The 21,085-nt window shown below is 74.2% G+C and carries 19 protein-coding genes; 12 read left to right on the top strand and 7 right to left on the bottom strand.

Annotated features, from left to right (window positions below):
- Window positions 1-5: 5 nt before the first annotated feature.
- The 5 genes from hppD (at window position 6) to WD250_12905 (ending at window position 5,390) form a co-directional block, all read left to right on the top strand.
- Window positions 6-1,103, top strand: a complete 1,098-nt coding sequence (hppD, locus tag WD250_12925; protein ID MEX2621109.1) for a 4-hydroxyphenylpyruvate dioxygenase — start codon at window positions 6-8, stop codon at window positions 1,101-1,103.
- A 60-nt stretch (window positions 1,104-1,163) separates the two neighbouring features.
- Window positions 1,164-2,429, top strand: a complete 1,266-nt coding sequence (locus WD250_12920; protein MEX2621108.1) for a serpin family protein — start codon at window positions 1,164-1,166, stop codon at window positions 2,427-2,429.
- A 120-nt stretch (window positions 2,430-2,549) separates the two neighbouring features.
- The gene (locus tag WD250_12915; GenBank protein MEX2621107.1) at window positions 2,550-3,206 is read left to right on the top strand and encodes a hypothetical protein; all 657 of its coding nucleotides are present in this window, start codon (window positions 2,550-2,552) and stop codon (window positions 3,204-3,206) included.
- 11 nt (window positions 3,207-3,217) lie between these two features.
- The gene (locus WD250_12910) at window positions 3,218-4,777 is read left to right on the top strand and encodes a GGDEF domain-containing protein (protein MEX2621106.1); all 1,560 of its coding nucleotides are present in this window, start codon (window positions 3,218-3,220) and stop codon (window positions 4,775-4,777) included.
- A 109-nt stretch (window positions 4,778-4,886) separates the two neighbouring features.
- Window positions 4,887-5,390, top strand: coding sequence for a dCMP deaminase family protein (locus tag WD250_12905; GenBank protein ID MEX2621105.1), 504 nt, complete (start codon window positions 4,887-4,889; stop codon window positions 5,388-5,390).
- Window positions 5,391-5,414: 24 nt separating this feature from the next.
- Here WD250_12905 and WD250_12900 read toward each other — a convergent pair whose 3' ends face one another.
- Complete coding sequence (locus tag WD250_12900) at window positions 5,415-7,112, bottom strand: phospho-sugar mutase (protein MEX2621104.1); 1,698 nt, start codon at window positions 7,110-7,112, stop codon at window positions 5,415-5,417.
- Between the two features lie 104 nt (window positions 7,113-7,216).
- On the opposite strand from WD250_12900, the gene WD250_12895 reads away from it, so the two are divergent.
- The 3 genes from WD250_12895 (at window position 7,217) to WD250_12885 (ending at window position 9,660) form a co-directional block, all read left to right on the top strand.
- On the top strand, window positions 7,217-7,720 hold the full coding sequence (locus WD250_12895) for a SigE family RNA polymerase sigma factor (protein ID MEX2621103.1): 504 nt from the start codon (window positions 7,217-7,219) through the stop codon (window positions 7,718-7,720).
- Complete coding sequence (locus WD250_12890; protein ID MEX2621102.1) at window positions 7,713-8,948, top strand: hypothetical protein; 1,236 nt, start codon at window positions 7,713-7,715, stop codon at window positions 8,946-8,948. Before WD250_12895 ends, WD250_12890 begins: the two co-directional genes overlap by 8 nt.
- A gap of 70 nt (window positions 8,949-9,018) precedes the next feature.
- The gene (locus tag WD250_12885) at window positions 9,019-9,660 is read left to right on the top strand and encodes an HAD family hydrolase (protein MEX2621101.1); all 642 of its coding nucleotides are present in this window, start codon (window positions 9,019-9,021) and stop codon (window positions 9,658-9,660) included.
- Window positions 9,661-9,815: 155 nt separating this feature from the next.
- On the opposite strand, the gene WD250_12880 is transcribed toward WD250_12885, so the two are convergent.
- Window positions 9,816-11,081: a threonine synthase gene (locus WD250_12880; GenBank protein ID MEX2621100.1), complete on the bottom strand. Its 1,266-nt coding sequence runs from the start codon at window positions 11,079-11,081 to the stop codon at window positions 9,816-9,818.
- Between the two features lie 232 nt (window positions 11,082-11,313).
- On the opposite strand from WD250_12880, the gene pdxH reads away from it, so the two are divergent.
- From pdxH to WD250_12865, 3 genes are all read left to right on the top strand, one after another.
- The gene (gene pdxH / locus WD250_12875) at window positions 11,314-11,919 is read left to right on the top strand and encodes a pyridoxamine 5'-phosphate oxidase (protein ID MEX2621099.1); all 606 of its coding nucleotides are present in this window, start codon (window positions 11,314-11,316) and stop codon (window positions 11,917-11,919) included.
- Window positions 11,920-12,004: 85 nt separating this feature from the next.
- On the top strand, window positions 12,005-13,909 hold the full coding sequence (locus WD250_12870) for an acyl-CoA dehydrogenase family protein (GenBank protein MEX2621098.1): 1,905 nt from the start codon (window positions 12,005-12,007) through the stop codon (window positions 13,907-13,909).
- 21 nt (window positions 13,910-13,930) lie between these two features.
- A complete protein-coding gene (locus WD250_12865; protein ID MEX2621097.1) occupies window positions 13,931-16,069 on the top strand; it encodes a glycogen debranching N-terminal domain-containing protein in 2,139 nt (712 codons plus the stop codon).
- Here WD250_12865 and WD250_12860 read toward each other — a convergent pair.
- On the bottom strand, window positions 16,011-17,099 hold the full coding sequence (locus WD250_12860) for a glycosyltransferase family 4 protein (GenBank protein MEX2621096.1): 1,089 nt from the start codon (window positions 17,097-17,099) through the stop codon (window positions 16,011-16,013). The two genes, WD250_12865 and WD250_12860, sit on opposite strands and share 59 nt — an antisense overlap.
- 106 nt (window positions 17,100-17,205) lie before the next feature.
- On the opposite strand from WD250_12860, the gene fdhD reads away from it, so the two are divergent.
- Window positions 17,206-18,039, top strand: a complete 834-nt coding sequence (gene fdhD / locus WD250_12855) for a formate dehydrogenase accessory sulfurtransferase FdhD (protein ID MEX2621095.1) — start codon at window positions 17,206-17,208, stop codon at window positions 18,037-18,039.
- A 96-nt stretch (window positions 18,040-18,135) separates the two neighbouring features.
- Here the strand turns inward: fdhD and WD250_12850 are convergent, their stop codons facing one another.
- From WD250_12850 to WD250_12835, 4 genes are all read right to left on the bottom strand, one after another.
- The gene (locus tag WD250_12850) at window positions 18,136-19,236 is read right to left on the bottom strand and encodes a nucleotide pyrophosphatase/phosphodiesterase family protein (GenBank protein ID MEX2621094.1); all 1,101 of its coding nucleotides are present in this window, start codon (window positions 19,234-19,236) and stop codon (window positions 18,136-18,138) included.
- Complete coding sequence (locus WD250_12845; GenBank protein ID MEX2621093.1) at window positions 19,233-19,973, bottom strand: protein phosphatase 2C domain-containing protein; 741 nt, start codon at window positions 19,971-19,973, stop codon at window positions 19,233-19,235. The genes WD250_12850 and WD250_12845 overlap by 4 nt, the downstream gene beginning before the upstream one ends.
- A 446-nt stretch (window positions 19,974-20,419) precedes the next feature.
- Window positions 20,420-20,851 (bottom strand): PIN domain-containing protein, encoded by a 432-nt coding sequence (locus WD250_12840; GenBank protein MEX2621092.1) that lies wholly within the window; start codon window positions 20,849-20,851, stop codon window positions 20,420-20,422.
- Window positions 20,841-21,080, bottom strand: coding sequence for a DUF6364 family protein (locus WD250_12835; protein ID MEX2621091.1), 240 nt, complete (start codon window positions 21,078-21,080; stop codon window positions 20,841-20,843). The genes WD250_12840 and WD250_12835 overlap by 11 nt, the downstream gene beginning before the upstream one ends.
- Between the last annotated feature and the right edge of the window lie 5 nt (window positions 21,081-21,085).

The raw sequence follows: 21,085 nt of genomic DNA, 5'->3' as shown, positions 1-21,085 counted from the left end.
CTCCCATGTCCGAGCTCATGGCGCTGCAGGGCTACCACCACCTCGAGTTCTACGTGGGCAACGCCCACCAGGCCGCGCACTACTACCGCACCGCATTCGGGTTCACGCCGATCGCCTACGCCGGCCCGGAGACCGGTGTGCGCGACCTGGCCTCCTACGTGCTCGCGCAAGGCGACATCCGCTTCGTGCTCACCGCCGGCCTGCGCCCGGACCACGAGGTCGTGGCGCATCAGGGCCGCCACGGCGATGGTGTGCGCGACATCGCGTTCGCGGTCGCAGACGCCGAGGTCGCGTTCGCCACGGCGGTCGAGCGCGGGGCCGTGCCGGTCCTGCCCCCAGAGGTGCGCGAGGACGAGTCCGGCAAGGTGGTGGTGGCCGCCATCGGCGCCTACGGCGAGACCATCCACTCGTTCGTGGAGCGGGGCGCCTACGACGGTGCGTTCCTGCCCGGCTACACGGCCCTGGACGACCCCGGTGCCGTGGCCGACATCGGGTTGCGCCACGTCGACCACGTGGTGGCCAATGTCGAGCTCGGGGCGATGAGCCGGTGGGCCCGGTTCTACGAGCGCATCCTCGGCTTCTCCCAGCTGGTGCACTTCGACGACGAGGCCATCTCCACCGAGTACACCGCGCTCATGAGCAAGGTGCTCTGGGACGGTGACGGCCGCGTGAAGCTGCCCATCAACGAGCCGGCGCCGGGCCGGAAGCGCTCCCAGATCGATGAGTACCTGGAGGCCTACGGCGGTCCCGGCGTGCAGCACATGGCGCTGGCCACCGACGACATGGTGGCGACCGTCTCCGCGCTGGAGGCCGGCGGCGTGCGGTTCCTGCAGGTCCCCGACGCCTACTACGACGACCTGCGCGACCGCCTCGACTGGTCGCGCATCGACGAGGACCTCGACGCGCTGGCCGCCCACGGCATCCTCGTGGACACCGACGACGAGGGCTACCTGCTGCAGCTGTTCACCCACCCGGTCCAGGACCGTCCGACGGTGTTCTTCGAGATCATCGAGCGCCACGGCTCCCGCGGCTTCGGTGTCGGCAACTTCAAGGCGCTGTTCGAGGCCATCGAGCGCGAGCAGGACAGCCGCGGCAACCTGTAGCGCCGAACCGGGAACCCGTGGCGGGGCGGCGGCGTCGAACAGGAGGAAGGAGTGCCATCCATGCGACGCCGCGCCGTGACCCTCGTCCTGACGCTGTGCCTCGTGGCGGCCTGTGCCACCGACCCCGGCGCCGCCCCGCCGGAGGGGCAACCGGGGGACGGGCAGCCGGCGGACGGACAGACGGCTGACCGTGCCGCGATCGCCGCTTCCCTGAGCGAGGACGACGCCCGCGACCTCGCCACCCGCGTCAACGCGTTCGGCTTCGACCTGCTCCACGAGCTCGTCGGTGCGCAGGGCCCCAACGTCGTGATCTCGCCGGTGAGCGTCGCCACGCTGCTCGCCATGGTCCTGGCCGGCGCGGACGGGCAGACCGCGGAGGACATGGCCGCCGCGCTGCATCTGGAGGACCCGGGGGTCGGCTCCGCGCACGCCGGCCTGCTGTTCACACTCACCGAGACCAGTGACGTCACCCTGGAGGTCGCCAACTCGCTGTGGATCGACGCGCCGATGGAGGCCGACTATCTCGAGCGCGTGCGGACCGTCTTCGACGCGACCGCCGAAGAGGGCGACCTCGGCGACCAAGCCACCGCCGACCGCATCGACGAGTGGGTCGTGGAGCACACCCACGGCCTGATCGACGGCATCGCCCAGGATCTCGGGCTGCCCAACGGCCAGGCGGTGCTGGCCCTGCTGAACGCGCTGTACTTCCAGGGCACCTGGACGATCCAGTTCGATCCCGACCAGACCACCGACGCGCCCTTCAGCACCGGTGCCGGGGGGGACGTCACCGTGCCGATGATGCACCACGGTGGGACCGCCGAGCGCTTCGGGTACGCCGACGTCGATGGGACCCAGGTGCTGCGCCTGCCCTACGGCGCGTCCGAGCGCTTCGCCATGGATGTGGTCCTGCCACCCGAGGGTGAGGATCTGGCCGACGTGGTCGCGGGCCTCGACGACGACGCGTGGGCGGCGCTGACCGCCGCCCTGTCGCCGGCCGAGATTCAGGTGTCCCTGCCCCGCCTGGACCTCTCCTACGACGCGGACCTGGTGGAGCCCCTCGCCGCGCTGGGCATGGGCGTGGTGTTCTCAGGGGCCGCCGACCTCACGCCGATGTCGCCGGTGGACCCCTCCCTCGACACGGTGGCCCACGCCACAGCCATCGTCGTCGACGAGTCGGGCACCGAGGCTGCTGCCGTCACCGGCGGCGTGGGGGCGGTCTCCGCACCGCCGACGTTCCGCGCAGATCGCCCGTTCCTGTTCGCCGTCACGGACACGCAGACGGGGGCGGTGCTGTTCCTCGGCGCCGTCACCGACCCCACGACCTGAATGGCCTGCTCACCCTAAAGGTCCGCTCTCGAGGTGCCGACATCCCCCCAAGCGGCGTGTGCCCGTGCTCTGCCTGGGGCACCGCCACCGCGAGGGCGCGAGGGAAGAGGAGGCCACGAGATGGGCGACGCACGAGCCCGCGGCCGCGTGTGGGCCTGCGCCAGCGTGCTCCTCGCCCTGCTGGCTCTGGGCAGTCCGGCCGCCGCCCTGCCGCTGGTGGGCGACGAGGCGCTCGGGTCGGTGGTGGACACCGCCACCGAGACCGTCGGAGCCCTCACCGACACGCTCGGCGGCACGGTGGACGGCACCGTCGACACGGTCGGCGGCACGGTCGATGGCGTCACCGGCGCCGTCCAGGACGTCGTGGAGGGGACGGCCGACGCGCTGGCACCACCACCCGCGCCAACCGCTGTGGAGCCCCCGCCAGCGGTGCTGGAGCCGGTTCCGGCCGCGCCGACTGCGTCCGAGCCCCCGGCGGCCGCCGAGCCGGCGCCCGTCCCCGCTCCGGCGCCCGCGACCGCGCCGGTGACCACCCCGCCGGCATCGGCGCCGTCAACCCCGCCACCGCCGCCCTCCTCTGCGGGACGATCCCCGGGCGGCCCCGGCATCGTCGGGCCCGTCGCCGAGCGCGCGGGGGTCCCCCTGCTCCTGCTGCTGCTCGTCGGGGCCTTCCTGTCGGTCCAGGGCTGGATCGACCGGCGGGACCCGAAGCTCGCCCTGGCACCGCGCGAGGCAGCCCCCGACCTGACCTTCCCCCCCGGGTCCGCCCGGGCATGAAGGCACCCGGAATGGACGGGCTGGTCCCCGTCACAGAGCGACTCGCGCCCGTGCGCTGGCTGCGGGGGGCGATCGCGGTCCTGGTCCTCGCCGCGGCGGCGATGGGCGCGACGCCGCTGACGGTGGCGGCAGAGAACCTCGTCGCGGTCACGGTCCTGTACCTGGTCGGCTCGGTCAGCCTCGAAGAGGTCTGGCGGCGCACCGGGGCATCTGGCCTCGGGTCGGTCGGGGGGCTGCTCGTGCTCGACGGCGTGTACCTCGCGTGGGCGGGCGCGGCCACCGGCGGTGGCGCTGGCATCGTGGCCTACCTCGTGCTCCTGCACGTGGCCGGCGTGACCCTGCTGGTGTCCTACCGCACCGGCGTAAAGGTCGCGCTGTGGCACTCGCTCCTGCTCTACGGGGCCCACGAGCTGCATGACCTCGGGGTGATCACGGCGGCCGGGCTGGGCGCCGAGCCGGGGCGCTGGCTCGTGGCGTACGCGGCGGTGCTCTGGGTGGTCGCATTCGCCACGGCGTCGCTGTCGGCGGTCAACGAGCGCGAGCTCCGCCGCGGGCGCGCCGACCTGGAGGCCCTGGCCGGGTTCGCCGCGGAGCTCGACCAGGTGGACGACGTGCCCGCGGTCGCGGGGGTCCTGGCCCAGCGACTGCACACCACCTTCGGGTTCACGCGGGTGGTCGTGCTCGGCGGTGACGACCACAGCACCCTCCTTGCGCACGCCGGGACGGTGCCCGCCGCCGCGGCCCCGTCTGCCGCCGGCCCCGGCTCGGTCCTGCGCCGGGCATGTGCCGGTCGCACCACGCTGCTCGTCGGTGGCCTGGACGACGACGACGACGACGGCCTGGCGCGGCTGCTGCCGGCGGCCGGCAACCTCGTGGTCGTCCCGCTGCCAGGGGAGGGCGGGACGTTGGGGGTGGTCGTGGCCGAGCACGGCGAAGCCAGGATCGAGCGGCGGGTCGTGAGCGCCCTCGAGCGCTTCGCCGACCACGGCGCCCTGGCCCTGCGCGCCGCGCGCCTGTTGGACGAGCAGCGCCGACTGGCCACCATCGACGGGCTGACCGGGACGGGCAACCGCCGGGCGTTCGACGACGCCCTGGCTGCCGAGGTGTCGCGTGCCATGCGTGCGTCGGAGCACGCGGCTGATGGCGACGAGGGCGAGCAGGTGGCGCTCCTCCTGCTCGACATCGACTGGTTCAAGACCGTCAACGACACGCACGGTCACCAGGTCGGCGACGACGTCCTGCGGCAGGTCGGCGCCACGCTCATGGCCTCGGCCCGTGGCTTCGACACGGTCGCCCGCTACGGCGGGGAGGAGTTCGCCGTCATCGTCCCGGGCTGCGACCGGGCCGCCGCGCACGCCGCGGCCGAGCGGTTGCGCCGCCGGGTCGAGCAGGCCTCGACGGTCGTGCCCATCACGGCCAGCGTCGGCGTCGCACTCGCCCCCGAGCACGCCGACACCCCGGAGGTGCTGATCAAGGCCGCCGACGACGCGCTCCTCGCCGCGAAGGCCGCCGGGCGCAATCGGGTGCTCGTCGCGTCTGGCGCGGACGGGCCGGCCGATCCGTCCGGTTGACCACCGCCGGGCCTCGACGGCGTCCGGCCCGCGGGCGTACGCTGCCGGGAGCCCGCGGCGCCTGCCGCGTTTCCCCGGGCCTGCTGCCGCCGACGCGAAAGGCCCCGCCGTGCCCAACCGTCTGACGCCCGCCCAAAGCCAGGGCCGGCAGTCCTGGGACGAGTACTTCCTCGGGTTGGCGTCCGCGGCCGCCACCCGGTCGAACTGCGCACGGCGCCGGGTCGGAGCGGTGATCACCCGCCAGCGGCGCATCCAGTCCACGGGCTACAACGGACCGCCGTCCGGGTACGGCCACTGCGACGCCGGCGCGTGCCCGCATGCGGCCAGCGACACGGGGATGTGCGCGCCGTACGACAACTGCGTGGCCATCCACGCCGAGGCCAACGCGCTGCTGTTCACCTCCCCCGAGGAGCGCGAGGGTGCCACGCTGTACTGCACCGCGGCGCCCTGCTTCGGCTGCGCCAAGCTGATCGCCAACTCCGGCATCGACGAGGTGGTCGCGGCCGGCGGTCGCTACGAGGGATGGGAGGACACCCGCCGCTTCCTGCAGGACTGCAACCTGCGGGTGCGGGTGCTCGACGGCATGGAGCACGTGGTCCCGCTGCCGCTGTAGCCCGCCGCCGCTGAGCCCCGGCGCTCACCGGTCGACCAGGGCGAGGAACGCCGCGCCGAGGCGTTCGAGTCGCCCGGCGGCGCGTTCCCGCGCCACCGCCACGCCGTCGCCGGCGACCTGCTCCACGACCTCCAGGTAGCACTTGAGCACGGGCTCGGTACCGCTGGGGCGGACGAGGCACCGGGAGCCGTCGGCCAGGACCAGCCCGACCATGTCGGCGGGCGGGGTGTCCAGGGGCTCGCTCGACCCGTCGGCGTGGCGGACGAGGCCCGCGGCGTGGTCGGCCACCGCCACGACGGCGGCCCCCGCGACCGCGGCGGGCGGGGCGCGGCGCAGCGCATCGAGGACGCGCTCGACCTGCTCGGGCTGCTCGACGGCGACGGACCGCCCGGCCGTGGCGTGCACGCCGTGGCGGCGGGCCAGGCCGTCGAGCGCGTCGGTGAGCGTCGTCGCGCCGGCCCTCAGGTCCGCGGCGAGCGTGGCGACCAGCACCGCCGCGGCGATGCCGTCCTTGTCGCGCACGGCGTCACCGACCATCACGCCGAGGGCCTGCTCGTAGGCCAGGACGAAGCGCTGCCCGGCCGCCTGCGCCCCCTCGGCGACCGGGGCGAGCCACTTGAAGCCCGTGAGCGTCTCGGCGTAGGCGGCGTCGTGAGCCTCGGCGATGCGCGCGAGCAGCCGCGAGGACACCACGGTGGTGGCCACCAGCGGTTGTCCGGGCTCGCCGGCGTCGCGGTCCAGCAGATGCTCGGCGAGCAGGCAGCCGACCTCATCGCCGGTCAGCGTCCGCCAACCGTCGGCCGGGGTGGCCACGGCGAGGCGGTCGCCGTCGGGATCGGTGGCCAGGACGAGGTCGGCGGCGTGCTCGGCGCCGAGGGCACGGGCGAGGTCCAGCGCCCCGGGTTCCTCGGGGTTCGGGCGGGGCGCGGTCGGGAAGTCCGGGTCGGGATCGTGCTGCGCGGCCACCGGGACGACGTCGGTGAAGCCCCCGTCGGCCAGGGCCGCGACCAGCAGATCGCCCCCCACCCCGTGCATGGCCGTGACGACGATGCGCAAGCCCGCCGGGTCGGGGGCCGGACCGGCGAGGGCGCGGACCGCCTCCAGGTAGCCGGTGCGCATGGCATCTGGTGCCTCGGCGGCGGGGGGCGCGGTGACGGGCACCGTCGCCAGGGGACCGACCGCGGCGATTGCGGCGGCGATCTCACCATCGTGGGGGACACCCAACGGCAGGCCGCCCGCCAGGTACACCTTGATGCCGTTGTCGCCCGCCGGGTTGTGGCTGGCGGTGACCTGCACCCCCGCGGCGGCGCCCACGGCCCGCACCGTGTAGGCGACGAGGGGTGTGGGCACGGGTTCGGTGAAGTGGCGCACGGCGAACCCGGCGCCGGCGAGCACGGCGACGGCCTCGTCGGCGAACGCGGCGGACCCGTGCCGGGCGTCCCGGCCGACCACGACGTCACCGTCCGCACCCCGCGCGCCCAGCCAGGCCGCGAGCCCGGCGACCACCCGGCGCACGGTCGCGCGGTTCATCCGCGCCGGCCCGGCTCCCAGCGGTCCCCGGATGCCGGCGGTCCCGAAGGTCAAGGGGGCGCCGAACCGCGCCGTGAGCCCGTCCGCGTCCCCGTCGGCGAGCAGGCGCGCCACCTCGGCACGCGTCGCCGGGTCGGGGTCGTCGGCCATCCACGCCTCGGCGGCGGCACGCAGGTCCTCGTCGATGGTCATGGCAGCGGCAGCATAGGCCCGGCCCGCCGACGCGCTTGCGATAGTGACACCACACCGGCGTCTCGCGCGTCTGTGCAGTATGACCGCGGGTGCCGGGAGGCCGGGTGCAGGAGCCAGCAGGGTTCGCCGAGTTCGCCAGCCGGGAGTACCCGCGCCTGGTGGGCGCGCTGAGCCTGCACTGCCGCGACCGCCACGTGGCCGAGGAGCTCGCCCAGGAGGCGCTCGTGCGGGCAGCCGACCGCTGGACGCGTGTCTCGGCGATGGCCGCACCGGGAGCGTGGGTCCATCGGGTGGGGGTGAACCTCGCCACCTCGTGGCTGCGGCGCCGGCAAGCGGAGCGGCGCGCGCACGCCCGGGCGGGCACGGGCGGCGGACCGCCGGTCCCCGACCCCACCGACGCGATCGCGGTGCGCGAGGCCGTGCTGGGCCTGCCCGCCCGCCAGCGCACCGTGCTCGGGCTGCGCTACTACGCCGACCTGTCGGTGGCCGAGACCGCGGCGGTCATGGGCCTGTCCGAGGACGCGGTCAAGGCCCACACCCGGCGGGCCGTCGCCGCACTGCGCGCCCACCTGGCACCCCTGACCACAAGCGAGGCCGGCGATGACTGACGACCTACGGGGCCTCGTCGCCCAGGCGGTCCTGGAGACCGACGCCGAGCCGCCGGTGGCTGACCTCGTGCGCCGGGCGGGCGCACGCCGGCGCCGACGTCATGCCGGCCTGGGCCTGACCGGCCTCCTGCTCGTCGGGGTGGTGGCGGCTGCGGTCGCCGGCCTGGGCATCACCCGCGTCGATCTCGCCCCCGCCGGACCGTCCCCGCAGTCGGGCGGCTGGCCGCTGGAGGCGCGCTTCGAGATCGTCGACCTGGACTACGGCGAGTACATCCAGCAGCCGCGGGCGCCGGTGCTGCGCACCGTCGAGGAGCTCGCGGCAGAGAGCTGGGACACCTGGACCCACGTCCACATCGCCATGTACGAGCTGCGGCCGGACGGGGATGTCCTCGTGGGCGACAACCCCGCCCACGTGTCCCGGATGACCCCGGAATGGCACGAGAGCGGCACGCTGGACGTTCGCGATACCACCGTGCCGTTCGCCGCGTTGGCGGCCGCCCGCGACGCGGTGGTCGGCGACCGCACCCCGCGTGACCCGGAGGTCCACCCCGTGACCCCCGGGCGCGTGCTCGGTCCCGTGCCCGAGGATTACGGCGAGGTCCCGGGCGAGGTCCCGGGCGTGCGGCTCGTCGACGGCGACGCCACCGCCGTGCGTGACCGGGTGGCGGCGGAGCTCGACCTGGCTGCCGGCGATCTGCGGGCCGTAGTGACCGTCGAGGAGTTCTGCGGTCCCGAGGGCGCCTTCGTCGGCCGCTGCGCCGAGCCCGAGGTCCGCGTGGAGCGCACGTTCGTCCACCACCTGCCGACGGGCCTGCCGCTGTACCGGTCGTGGCGACCGGTGGACGGCATGCCCGACGAGCTGGCCGCGCTCGGCCTGGGCGAGGTGGTCGAGCTCCGCGCCACCCACGTCCGCCTGTCGGTGGACGAGGAGGCCGCGCCCGATCCACCGCCGATCGTGCTCGACGTCCCGCCCGTCCCGGGCGCGGGCAACGAGTCGTCCGACGACTCCGCCGGCCTGGCCGGCTGCGGCGTCCCACCGGTCTTCCACGCCGATCACCCCGAACGCGGACGCGTGTACCTCCCGTCGGAGGCGGTCGCCGGACAAGCCGAAGGCTGGGTGCTGGTCGACGGCAGCGGCGTCATGTGGGCCGCGGTCGACGGCGACGGCCTGCGTCGGCCCAGCCACCCCCTGATCGACCCGCAAGGAGCCGTCGACAGCCCCTCGTGATCCCGAGCCCAAGGACACCGCGCCGTTGAACCGGCGGTTGAGACCGGACGCCCTTGGGCATCGCCTTGACATGGACCCTGACGCGTACATGCCCGGCGTGCTGCTCGATCTCGACGGCACGCTGGTGGACTCGGTGTACCAGCACGTCATCGCGTGGAGCGGGGCCTTCGCCGCGCGCGGGTACGAGGTGCCCGCGTGGCGCATCCACGCGGGCATCGGCATGGGCGGCTCCCGACTGGTGCCATGGGTGCTCGGCCGCCACGTCGACGACGGCGACGACATCTCCGACGACCACCGACGCCGGTTCCTCAGCCGTGCCGGCCGGTTGCGGGCCACCCGCGGTGCGACCGAGCTGATCGGCGACCTCGAACGCCGCGAGGTGGCCTTCCAGATCGCGACCTCCGCCGACGCCGAGGTGCGCGAGGCGCTCCTCGGTGCGCTGGGCCGCACCGATCTGAGCAGCGCCGACGCCGATGACGTCGGCTCCTCGAAGCCCGCGCCCGACCTGTTGCTGGCCACGTGCGCCGACCTCGGTGTGGAGCCGGCCGACGCGACGCTGGTCGGCGACAGCCCGTGGGACGCCGAGGCGGCGCGGCGGGTGGGCATCCGCACCATCGCCGTTCGCTGCGGTGGCTTCGGCGACGACCGGCTGCTCGCCGCCGGCGTCGACGACGTCGTCGACGACCCGGGCGCCCTGGTCGGCCGCCTGTAGGACCCGCGGCGCAGGGCCCGAGCCCGGCCACGCCTGGTGCTCCCCAACTTTCCCGCGCCAGCGCGGGAAAGCTTGCCGACGGAGGGGCTGCCTGAGCCTGCGCCCCGCGCTCCTTCACCACTTTCCCGCGCTTCTTGTCCCGCGGCCCCTCGCGCTCAGGTGCCGGCCAGCTCGACCAGGCGGTCCTCGTCGATGTCGGCGGTCACGACCGGCGGGACCGGCAGGTCCGGGGCTGGGTACTTGTGGCCGACGCCGGTGTCGAAGACGACCACGTCGTCGCCGGGCCCGAGGTCGCCCCGCCCGGCGAGCAGGCGCACGCCGGCCATCGCCGCGGCGGTCTCGGGGCTGACGTAGCCGGCACCCGATCGTCCCGCGAGAGCCCGCGCGTCCTCGATGGCGTCCTCGGCCACCGCCAGCGCCGTGCCGCCCGAGACCCAGACCGCGCCGAGCACGAGGAAGTCACCCAGCGTCGCGGGCACCCGCAGGCCGGTGGCGCGCGTCGTCGCCGGGCCGTCCCACGGTTCGGCCATGCGCTCCCCCGCCGCGAACGCGCGCACCAGGGGTGCACAACCGGCCGCCTGCACGCTCACCATGCGCGGCCGGTCCGAGCCGATGAGGCCCAGCGCCTCCAGCTCCTGGAACGCCTTCCACATCCCGATCAGCCCGGTGCCGCCCCCGGTCGGGTAGACGATGACGTCGGGCAGTCGCCACCCGCTCTGCTCGGCGATCTCGAACCCCATCGTCTTCTTGCCCTCGACGCGGTAGGGCTCCTTGAGCGTCGACAGGTCGACCGCGCCGGTGCGCGCGGCCAAGCGCCCGGCCAGGCGCCCGCAGTCGCTGATGAGCCCCTCGACGAGGATCACCCGGGCGCCGCACACCAGCGCCTCGTCGAGGTTGGCCGCCGGCACGTCGGCGGGCATCAGCACGGTCACGGGCAGGCCGGCGGCCGCGCCGTAGGCCGCCAGCGCCCCGCCGGCGTTGCCCGCCGACGGCGCCACCAGCGACGTGGCGCCGAGCTCGGCGGCACGGGACACCGCGACGGCCATGCCCCGGGCCTTGAACGACCCCGTCGGGTTGACGCCCTCCGCCTTGATCCGCAGGCCGGGTATCCCGAGCGCCCGGCCGAGCCGGGGCGCGCGCAGCAGCGGGGTGGCGCCCTCGCCGAGGTGCAGCGCGTGCGCGGGGTCCTGGACGGGCAGCAGCTCCCACCACCGCCACAGCCCCCCGTCTCGGCGCGCGGCCAGCGCGTCGGCGGTGAGGGTGCGGGCGGCGGCCTCCAGGTCGTAGCGGGCGAGCAGCGGCCGACCGTCGACCGGGTCGAGACCCTGCGGCTCGTCGGCAGGGTAGGTCTCGCCGGACAGGGCACCCTCCAGCTGCGTCAGACACGAGGTGGCGGTCCAGGCAGACGCTGAGGGCACCATCACCGCAGGCTATCGGACCGCCGTCGCTGCGGCGCGTGTCGGGCGCGGCCAACGCCGGACCGCAGGCGGGCGCTGTCCACAGATTGCGAAGACACTCGGTTGGCACCGCCGAGGGGTCTGGCGCACCGCCACGGTACGAAAGACCCCACACCACGCCGCCCCCGCCTCGAGTGCCCGCACCCGCGCCACGCCCCGGCGCACCACGCCGGTGCCCGCATGGCACGCTTGTGCCATGCCGCCCGGTCTCGAACCCGCCGACCTGCACGCCGAACCAGCGGTGCAGGTGCAGACGTGGCTGGACGCGGCGAGGGCCGCCGGCGTCGTGGAGCCCACCGCGATGACCCTCGCGACCGCCGACGCCGCGGGGCGGCCCTCGGTGCGTGCGGTGCTGCTGAAGGGCCTCGACGCGCAGGGGGCGGTCTTCTACACGAACTACGGCTCGGCCAAGGCCCGCGACCTCGACGAGAACCCGCACGCGGCGCTGGCCCTGGTCTGGCCGGCGCTGCACCGACAGGTGCGCATCGCCGGCGCCGTGACCCGCACGAGCGCCGAGGAGTCCGACGCCTACTTCGCCAGCCGGGCGCCCGGCAGCCGGCTCGGGGCCATCGCGTCGCCGCAGAGCGAGGTCATCGCGGACCGCGCCGTGCTGGAGCGACGGATCGCCGAGGCCGCTGCGCGCCACCCCGACGGCCTGCCCCGCCCGCCCCACTGGGGCGGCTACCGGGTCGCCCTGGACCGCGTGGAGCTCTGGCAGGGCCGCCCGGACCGCCTCCACGACCGGCTGCGCTACGTCAGTGCCCCAGGGGACGGCTGGCGCATCGAGCGCCTCGCCCCGTAGCACCCGTGCGCGATGCCTGCCGAGCCCGAAACCCGGGTACGGTGGCTGAACCGAACCAACCAGCGAGCACCAGGTGGGGCATGCGATGAGCACCAGTCAGGTCGACGAACGCCAGGCCCGTGCCGTGGCCGAGGCGGCACGCGAGTCGGAGTGGCACCAGCCCAGCTTCGGCAAGGAGCTCTTCCTCGGGCGCCTGCGCCTGGACCTCATCCACCCCCACCCGCGCCAGCAACCCGACGCCGTGGCCAAGGGCGAGGCCTTCCTGGCGCGCCTGCGGGAGTTCCTCGACACCCAGGTCGACCCGCGCCAGATCGAGCGCGACGCGAAGATCCCCGACCAGGTCGTCAAGGGCCTGGCCAACCTCGGCGCGCTCGGGATGAAGATCGACGAGGAGTACGGCGGCCTCGGCCTGTCCACCGTCTACTACGGGCGGGCCCTGCAGCTGGCGAGCACCGCCCACTCGGCGATCGCCACGCTGCTGAGCGCCCACCAGTCCATCGGGGTGCCGCAGCCGCTGAAGCTGTTCGGCACCGAGGAGCAGAAGCGCACGTACCTGCCCCGGGTCGCCCGCGACGAGGTCAGCGCCTTCCTGCTCACCGAGCCCGACGTCGGCAGCGACCCCGCCCGCATGCGCACCACGGCCACCCCCACCGCGGACGGGTCTGGCTACACGCTGAACGGCGTGAAGCTGTGGACGACCAACGGCGTGGTCGCCGACCTCCTGGTCGTCATGGCGGTCGTACCCAAGGGCGAGGGCCGCAAGGGCGGGATCACCACGTTCATCGTCGAGGCCAACAGCCCGGGGGTCGTGGTGGAGCACCGCAACGCCTTCATGGGGCTGCGGGGCATCGAGAACGGCGTCACCCGTTTCACCGACGTCTTCGTGCCCGCAGCGAACATCGTCGGCGAGGAGGGCCGCGGCCTGCGGGTCGCACTCGCCACGCTCAACACCGGGCGCCTCAGCCTGCCCGCCGTGAACGCCGCCGTCGGCAAGTGGTGTCTGAAGATCGCCCGCGAGTGGTCGAACGAGCGGGTCCAGTGGGGCCAGAAGATCGGCAAGCACGAGGCGGTCGCGGCCAAGATCGCGTACATCGCCGGGACGACGTTCGCGATGGAGTCCGTCGTCGAGCTGTCCTCCACGCTGGCCGACGACGGCCGCAACGACATCCGCATCGAGGCGGCTCTCGCCAAGCTGTACAACTCCGAGATGGGCTGGCTCGTCGCCGACGAGCTGGTGCAGATCCGCGGCGGCCGGGGCTTCGAGACCGCCGAGTCGCTGGCGGCCCGCGGCGAGAAGCCGGTGCCCGCCGAGCAGGTCCTGCGCGACATCCGCATCAACCGCATCTTCGAGGGCTCCTCGGAGATCATGCACCTGCTGATCGCCCGCGAGGCCGTCGATGCGCACCTGTCGGTCGCCGGGGACATCATCGACCCCGACGTGGAGCTGGCCGACAAGGCCCGCGCCGCCGTCAAGGCGGGAGGCTTCTACGCCAAGTGGCTGCCGAAGCTCGTCACCGGCAAGGGGGCCATGCCCGGCGCCTACGGGGAGTTCGGCGAGCTCGCCGGGCACCTGCGCTTCGTCGAGCGCTCGTCGCGCAAGCTCGCCCGCTCGACCTTCTACGCGATGAGCCGCTGGCAGGGCAAGCTGGAGCGCAAGCAGAGCTTCCTCGCGCGCATCGTGGACATCGGGGCGGAGCTGTTCGCCATGAGCGCCGCGTGCGTGCGCGCCCAGATGCTCGTCGAGGACGACCTCGTCGAGGGGGACCGCGCGGTCGAGCTCGCCGACCTGTTCTGCCGCCAGTCCAGGCGGCGCGTCGACACGCTGTTCCGCGCCCTGTGGCGCAATGACGACGACACCGACTACACCAGCGCGCAACAGGTGCTCGACGGTCGCCACACGTGGCTCGAGGCCGGGATCGTGGACCCGTCCGGCGAGGGGCCTATGCTCGGCGCGCCGGCGCGGGACGAACCCACGCGCGCGGCTTCCTGAGCTTTCGAAGGCTGGGCGGGCATGGCGAGGACCACACCGGACACCGGGCCGCTCGGCGAGCTCACGTTCGTCGAGGGCCAGACGTTCTGCATCTCCGGGGTGAGCGGGCAGATCCGTGCCGGCGGCGACCAGGGCCTGTACATCATCGACACGCGCGTGCTCGACAGCCTGCTGCTGTACGTCGACGGGCAGGAACCGCAGGTGCTCCACGGCCGGCGCATCGGGGCCAACGCCGGACGGTTCACCGGCTACTCGATACCGGCTGACCACGCGCGGCCCGACCCCGACCTGCTCATCGACCGCCGACGGATCGTCTCGACGTCGCTGTCGGAGGAGATCACGTTCGCCAACCACGCGATGACCCCCCGCGAGCTGACCGTGGAGGTGGCGGCAGGCACCGACTTCGCGTACATCTTCGACGTCAAGCACGGGCAGCGCCCGCCCGTGACGGCCGGTGAGCCCCGCGACGGGGGGTTGTCGTTCACCCACCCCGAGGTCCCGATGACCACGTTCGTGCGGCCCTCGCCGCCGGCGGACACCTATGACGCCGCGGCCGGACGGCTGCGCTGGCAGGTGGTCGTGCCGCCGGGCGGCAGCTGGGCCCTGTCGGTCAGCGTGGGTCTGGCCACCGAGGACCGGACCGTGTGGCCCACACGGACGTGGTCGAGCGCCCCGCCGATGACCGAGCCGGCCGACGCCCCGTGGAGCCTGCCGAAGGTCGACGCGCGCGAAAGGGCGCTGTCCGAGCTGATCGAGCAGAGCTCGACCGACCTCGCCTCGCTCCTGGTCATCGACCCCGACGCCCCCGACGACGCCTTCCTCGCCGCCGGCAGTCCGTGGTTCCTGACGCTCTTCGGTCGTGACTCGCTGTGGGCGGCCTCCATGGCGCTGCCGCTGTCGGTCTCACTCGCCGGCCAGACCCTTCGGGTGCTGGCCCGTCGGCAGGGCACCCAGACCGACCCCGAGACGGAGGAAGCCCCCGGCAAGATCCTCCACGAGGTCCGCCACGGCGGGTTCGCCGGGCGCGGCGACCTGCCGCCGCTGTACTACGGCTCGATGGACGCCACCCCCCTGTTCGTCACCCTGCTGAACGAAGCCTGGCGCTGGGGCCTGCCCCCCGACGAGGTCGAGGCGCTGCTGCCCGCGGCCGAACGTGCCCTGGGATGGTTGCGCGACGGTGGCGACCCGGACGGTGACGGCTTCCTGGAGTACCAGCAGTCCGGCGAGCGGGGGCTGTCGAACCAGGGCTGGAAGGACTCCGAGGACGGCGTCCAGTTCGCCGACGGCCGGCTCGCCGCCGCGCCGATCGCCCTCTGCGAGGTGCAGGGCTATGCCTACGAGGCCGCCATCCGCGGCGCGGAGCTGCTCGCCGCCTTCGGCCGTCCCGATGCGCAGGCGTGGCGCCAATGGGCTGCCGCCATGGCCGACCGCTTCCGGGCGGCGTTCTGGGTGCAGGATCCGGACGGCGCCTACCCGGCCATCGCACTCGACCGGGACAAGCACCGGGTGGACAGCGTCACCTCCAACATGGGCCACCTCCTCGCGACGGGAATCCTGAACGACGAGGAGTGCGCGCTGGTCGCCCACCGCCTCGCGGGCCCAGCCATGGACTCGGGGTGGGGCCTTCGCACCCTGTCGAGCACGTCACCGCGCTTCAACCCGCTGTCCTACCACGGCGGGTCCGTGTGGCCGCACGACACCGCCATCGCGGCGGCCGGCCTGGCCGCGACCGGTCACGGGCGGCAGGCCGGATCACTGCTGCGGGGACTGGTCGCCGCCGCCCCGTTCTACGCCTTCCGACTGCCCGAGCTGCTCGGCGGTGACCAACGGACCGCGGGCGGGTTCCCGCTGCCCTACCCGGCCGCCTGCCGCCCGCAGGCGTGGGCCGCCGGCGCGGCCCTGCTGCTCCTGCGCTCGGTCCTCGGCGTCCACCCGCACGTGCCCGAGGGCCGGCTGCTGCTGCGCCCGATGGTGCCGGGACCGTTCGGCGCGCTGCGCATCGAGGGGCTGGCGCTGGCCGGCGGTCGGCTGTCGATGACCGTCGGCGCCGACGGTGGCGTGACCGTGGACGAGGCGCCGGATGGCCTCCACGTCGACGTCGTCACGCCCGACGAGCCGCACCCGCCGCCGGATCCTCCCCTGGCCCCGTCGCCGGCGTGAGCACCTGCTCGTAGATCCGCTCGTAGCCCTCGACCATGCGCGCACCCGAGTAGTGCTCCTCGACCCGTCGGCGGCACGCCAGCGGGTCGATCTCGGCCACCCGTTCCACCGCGGCGCAGAACCCGTCGAGATCGCCGGGGCGCGCGAGGAAGCCGGTCTCGCCATCGACGATGACCTCCGTCGCCGCGCCGTTGGCGAACGCCACCACCGGCGTCCCGCAGGCCATCGACTCGGTCATGACCAGCCCGAACGGTTCCGGCCACTGGATCGGGAAGAGGCAGGCATCCGCCCCGGCCACCAGCCTGGCCTTCTCCTCCAGCGAGACCTCGGCGAGCAACTCGACATCGGCGTCCACGACCAGCGGCGCCACTCGGGCGCGCCAGTACGCCTCCTCCTCGGCCTCGTTGATCTTCACCATCATCTTCAGGTGCCTGCCGAGACGCCGGGCCACCCGAACCGCCACCTCCGGGCCCTTCTCGCGGTTCGCCCGACCGATGAACACGAGGTACCCGTCGGTGCCGCGGCGTTCGGCGCGCAGCGGGTAGGCGTCCACGCGGATGCCGTTGGGCACCACTCCCGCGAGCGCCAAGGTCTCCGGCGCACGGGCGCGCTGATCGTGGCTGATCGCGACCAGGTGCAGGCGGGGTGGCAAGGCGCGGTAGAGGCCCTCGACCTCGGAGAGCCAGGGGCCGTGGAGGGTGTGCACGACCGGGGGGCCGTCCACGAAGGAGCCGATCGCCGGCCCGAGGATGCCCGAGTGGTCGTGGATCAGGTCGAAGTCCGCGCGTCGCTGGTAGGCGGCCGCACAGTGCATGAGGTCGTGGTAGGGCGAGCCGATGAGCTTGGAGGGCGGCTCGGCGAAGACCGACCAGAGCTTGGCCCTGGTGCGTGAGCCCCCGCTGGCCAGCAAGGTCACGTCGTGGCCCCGGTCGGCGAGGCCGTCGGCCAGCTCGGCCACCACCCATTCGACCCCGCCGTAACCGGCAGGGGGGACCGCGAACCACGGAGGGGCGATCTGCAGGATGCGCACGGGGCCTTCTCCGTCGGCGGGCGTCGGTCCTGCGCAGCATGCCACGATTCCGAGGACGGCTAGGCTCGCCTGCAGAGCCGTGACCGCTCACCGAGGAGGAGAAGCGATGACCGGCCGGACCGCGACGCGGCGGCAGGTCGTCCGCATCGAGGACGGCACCGCCCGCACGCGCAGCGACGACCTGGCCGCCGAGGAGCCGCTGGAGATGCGCGTCAACGGCGACCCCGTGGCGGTCACGATGCGCACGCCCGGCAGCGACTTCGAGCTCGCCGTCGGCTTCTGCCTCACCGAGGGCATCGTCGCCTCGGCCCGCGACGTGGCCACCATCCGCTACTGCGCGGGCGAACCCGGGCCCTACACCGGCGACTTCAACGTCGTGGAGGTCACGTTGCGCTCCCCCGAGCCCGTGGCGCCCGAGCTGCGCCGCCACGTCTACACGTCGTCGTCGTGCGGCGTGTGCGGGACCGCCAGCATCGATGCGGTGCGCACGCAGGCGCCTGACGTGGGCGGCGACCCGGTGCGGGTCACGGCGTCGGCGCTCGGAGCCATGCCGGACACCCTGCGCGACGCGCAGCGGGTGTTCGAGCGCACGGGCGGCCTGCACGCCGCCGGGCTCTTCACCCCCGAGGGTGCGCTGCTCTGCCTGCGGGAGGACGTCGGCCGCCACAACGCCGTGGACAAGGTCATCGGGTGGGCCGCCACCGACGGCAGGTTGCCGCTGCGCGGCTGCGTCCTGCTCGTGTCCGGGCGGGTGGCGTTCGAGATCGCCCAGAAGGCGCTGGTCGCCGGCATCCCGGTGCTCGCCGCGGTGTCGGCGCCGTCGAGCCTGGCGGTCGAGCTGGCCGACGGGGCCGGCATGACACTCGTCGCATTCCTGCGCGGCGCGACGATGAACGTCTACGCCGGCGTCGAGCGGGTCACCGGCACCGCGCCAGCCTGACCCGTGAATCGGCCGAGCCTGCGAGGACGATTCTCAGCTGTGCTGGGTGTGGCGGTCGCGCAGCGACCGCCCGGGGAGGGGCTGACCCGCTCCCGGTCAGGCGCGGCCGTGGGCGGCGAGCAGCGGCACGACCATCTCGTCGAGGGTGAGGCTGCCGTGGCGGCCGACCAGGGTGTTCTCCTGCGTCTCGCCGGGGTCGGCGAAGGCCACGCCGGCGTGGGCGGCCAGCACCACGTCGCCCATGCGACCCCGCACCGCACCGGTGGCGCCGGAGCCGAGCCAGCCCTCGTCGAAGAGCTCGTCGCGGGCGAACACCCACGCGCGATCGGAGAACCCGGCCCGCGCGGCCTGCAGCAGGTCGGCCGTCGCACCGGTCCGCGCGTGCAGCGAGCGAAAGCGGCTCTCGCCCGAGTAGGCGGCGACGGCCCCGTCGAGCCCGTCGAGGCCCACGACGTCGTCCGGCCCGACATCGAGCTGCCCGTGGTCGGCGGTCACCACGAGGGCGACCTCGGGCGGCAGGACGTCGCGCAGGTGGCCGACCAGGTCGTCGGCGGCGATCACCTCGGCGCGGAAGAATCCGGAGGCGGGCCCGAACTCGTGGGCGACCTTGTCCACGCCGTCGTAGTAGGCGTAGGTGAAGCGCGCGCCGCCGGCGACCTGGCGGCGGACGTGCTCGACGAGCGTCGAGGGCGTGCGCCACCCGAGGAACGTCGCCTCCCGCAGGTGCGCGGCAGTGAACCCCGACTCCTGGAACTCCGCGCGGGTCACGACCCCGACGCGATGGCCCGGGAACGGCTGCTGGGGCTGCACCACGGCGGGGTCGGGGCCGCGGTGGCGTCCGGACGTCTTCCAGCCGAGGACGTTCAGGACCTCGCCGCTGACCCGCATGCGGTAGCCCACGACGCCGTGCCTGGCAGGCGGCAGGCCGGTCGTGATCGAGGTCAGCGCGGCCGCCGTGGTCGAGGGGGCGACCGTGGTCAGCGTCGTGCCCTGCATGGCCGACAGCTCCGGCAGGCGGCGCCCATGGGAGTCCAGCGCGTGCTGTCCCAGCCCGTCGAGGACCAGCAGCACGGCACGCTCGGCGTCCCGTGCCGGCGCCGGCATCCACGGCGCTCCCTCGCCGGTCAGCAGAGCGGGCACGACCGCCCCGATCCAGGCGCCCTCGTAGTCGGGCCTGACCGGCTCGTCGCGGATCACGCAGCGGGTCCGTGGACCGCCACGAGCAGGACGGTGACGTTGTCGGGGCCCCCGCCGTCCAACGCGGCCTGCACGAGGGCGCGGCAGGCATCCTCGGGTGCGGGACGCTCGTCGATGATGGCGGGGATGGCCGCCTCGTCGACCGCCTCGGTGAGCCCGTCGCTGCACAGCAGGAGTCGGTCCCCGCTCTGCAAGGCCAGCGGGGGCGGCGCATCGACGGTGACGTCGGAGTCCAGACCCACCGCCCGTGACAGCATGTGGCGCTCGGGGCGCGTGGCGGCCTGCTCGGGGGTGAGCAGGCCGGCTTCCACCGCGTGCTGGGCGGCCGTGTGGTCGGTGGTCAGCTGCTGCAGGGTGCCGCCGCGCACCAGGTAGGCACGGCTGTCCCCGACGTGGGCGAGCACGACCTGCCCCTCGGTGAGGGCCGCGGCCGTGACGGTCGTGGCCATCCCGGCGCGCTCGGGCGTCCCGGCGGCGGCGTGCACGGCGCGGTTGGCTTCCCGGACCGCCTCCACCAGGGCGCCCTGCAGGGCCTGGGTGCCCTCGTGCGCGGTGGGGTCCAGGGCCGCCAGGTGCTCGGTGGCGATGCCGGACGCCACCTCGCCGGCTGCGTGCCCCCCGAGGCCGTCGGCCACGACGAACACCGCCACCCCGCAGTGGTAGGCGTCCTCGTTGCCGTCCCGTACGAGGCCGACGTGGGTGTCGGCGTGCGCGGTCACCTGCATGGTCTCGGTCACGGTCTTGCGTGTACTCCCTCCAGCCTGACTACCCCGCGGACGGCCCCCCGACGTCTCGGGCAGCCCAGCGGTAGGGTCGCAGACCCTGGCACCGCGCGCGAGGACAAGGTGACCGTGCATGGCAACCAGCCGGCCGTCCGACCACGATCGACCCGCGACCAGCCTCGTCGCGGGCGGGACCGGGGCGCTCGGCAGCGCCCTGGTCGCGCTGCTCCTGGAGCGCGGGGAGCGCGTCTGCGTGGTCGGCCAAGTCGGCTTCGGTGACCTCACCGGGCGGGCAGGCCTGGTCAGGGCCCGGCGTCGGCGTCGGGGGTGCGGGCGCCGGTGTGAGCTCAGACCCGGGAAGTGGTCGCGTCGCCAGGCCAGTGCACCACCCGGGAAGTGGTCGCGTCGCCGGGCCACTTCCCCGGCGGCGTCGGCATACCGCCCAGCGCCCAAGGCCCGCCTCAACCCCGGAAGGGGTTGCGGACGGTCACGCCGGCGACGACCTGTCCGTCGTTGAGGTCCTCGGACCACAACGTCGCGCAGCCGAGCGCGGCGGCACTACGCAGGATCATGGCATCCCAGAAGGACACCTGGCTCGCCTCGGCGAGGTCGGCGGCGGCGATCACGTCGTGGGGGCGCGCCACATGCAGCGGCCAGCGGCTCAGCACGCGCACCCGGTCGAGCGCTGCGGTGTGGGTGAGGGGCTGGGCGATCTTGCGGGTGGCGTTGACGAAGAACTCCTGGAGCACCTGGACGCTGAGAGCTCCCTGCCGCCGGACGCCGAGGTCGCCGATCAGCCGTGCAGCGCGCTCGTGGCGCGCTCCAGCCTCGACGTCGTAGGCGTACAGGAAGACGTTGGTGTCGACGAAGGCCAGCGTCTGCTCAGCGCTCATGGCTATCGGCGCGCGACCAGGTGATCGGGCCGACGCGCATGGGCAAGCCCGTATCCATGAGGCGCTGCTCCTCGCGCCACACCTCGGCGTAGCCGTCCTCGTCCTCGACAAGCCGCTGGAGGTAGGCGGTGACCAGAGCGGACAGGGACGTGTCGCGGCTGGCCGCGACGATCTTGGCTCGGCGGACCAGATCAGCGGGCAGTGCAAGGGTAACGTTGCGGGTGGCCATGTGAA

It is taken from the genome of Egibacteraceae bacterium (genome assembly GCA_040905805.1).
Classification (GTDB): domain Bacteria; phylum Actinomycetota; class Nitriliruptoria; order Euzebyales; family Egibacteraceae; genus DATLGH01.
The sequence above is the reverse complement of the archived record's forward strand: the minus strand, read 5'-3'. Positions and strand labels throughout refer to the sequence as shown.

Excerpts from the sequence above, each read along its gene's own strand:
- hppD (MEX2621109.1), top strand. The coding sequence starts at position 6 with ATGTCCGAGCTCATGGCGCTGCAGGGCTACCACCACCTCGAGTTCTAC.
- WD250_12920 (MEX2621108.1), top strand. The coding sequence starts at position 1,164 with ATGCGACGCCGCGCCGTGACCCTCGTCCTGACGCTGTGCCTCGTGGCG.
- WD250_12915 (MEX2621107.1), top strand. The coding sequence starts at position 2,550 with ATGGGCGACGCACGAGCCCGCGGCCGCGTGTGGGCCTGCGCCAGCGTG.
- WD250_12910 (MEX2621106.1), top strand. The coding sequence starts at position 3,218 with ATGGACGGGCTGGTCCCCGTCACAGAGCGACTCGCGCCCGTGCGCTGG.
- WD250_12900 (MEX2621104.1), bottom strand. The coding sequence starts at position 7,112 with ATGACCATCGACGAGGACCTGCGTGCCGCCGCCGAGGCGTGGATGGCC.
- WD250_12890 (MEX2621102.1), top strand. The coding sequence starts at position 7,713 with ATGACTGACGACCTACGGGGCCTCGTCGCCCAGGCGGTCCTGGAGACC.
- WD250_12885 (MEX2621101.1), top strand. The coding sequence starts at position 9,019 with ATGGACCCTGACGCGTACATGCCCGGCGTGCTGCTCGATCTCGACGGC.
- WD250_12880 (MEX2621100.1), bottom strand. The coding sequence starts at position 11,081 with ATGGTGCCCTCAGCGTCTGCCTGGACCGCCACCTCGTGTCTGACGCAG.
- pdxH (MEX2621099.1), top strand. The coding sequence starts at position 11,314 with ATGCCGCCCGGTCTCGAACCCGCCGACCTGCACGCCGAACCAGCGGTG.
- WD250_12870 (MEX2621098.1), top strand. The coding sequence starts at position 12,005 with ATGAGCACCAGTCAGGTCGACGAACGCCAGGCCCGTGCCGTGGCCGAG.
- WD250_12865 (MEX2621097.1), top strand. The coding sequence starts at position 13,931 with ATGGCGAGGACCACACCGGACACCGGGCCGCTCGGCGAGCTCACGTTC.
- fdhD (MEX2621095.1), top strand. The coding sequence starts at position 17,206 with ATGACCGGCCGGACCGCGACGCGGCGGCAGGTCGTCCGCATCGAGGAC.
- WD250_12840 (MEX2621092.1), bottom strand. The coding sequence starts at position 20,851 with ATGAGCGCTGAGCAGACGCTGGCCTTCGTCGACACCAACGTCTTCCTG.
- WD250_12835 (MEX2621091.1), bottom strand. The coding sequence starts at position 21,080 with ATGGCCACCCGCAACGTTACCCTTGCACTGCCCGCTGATCTGGTCCGC.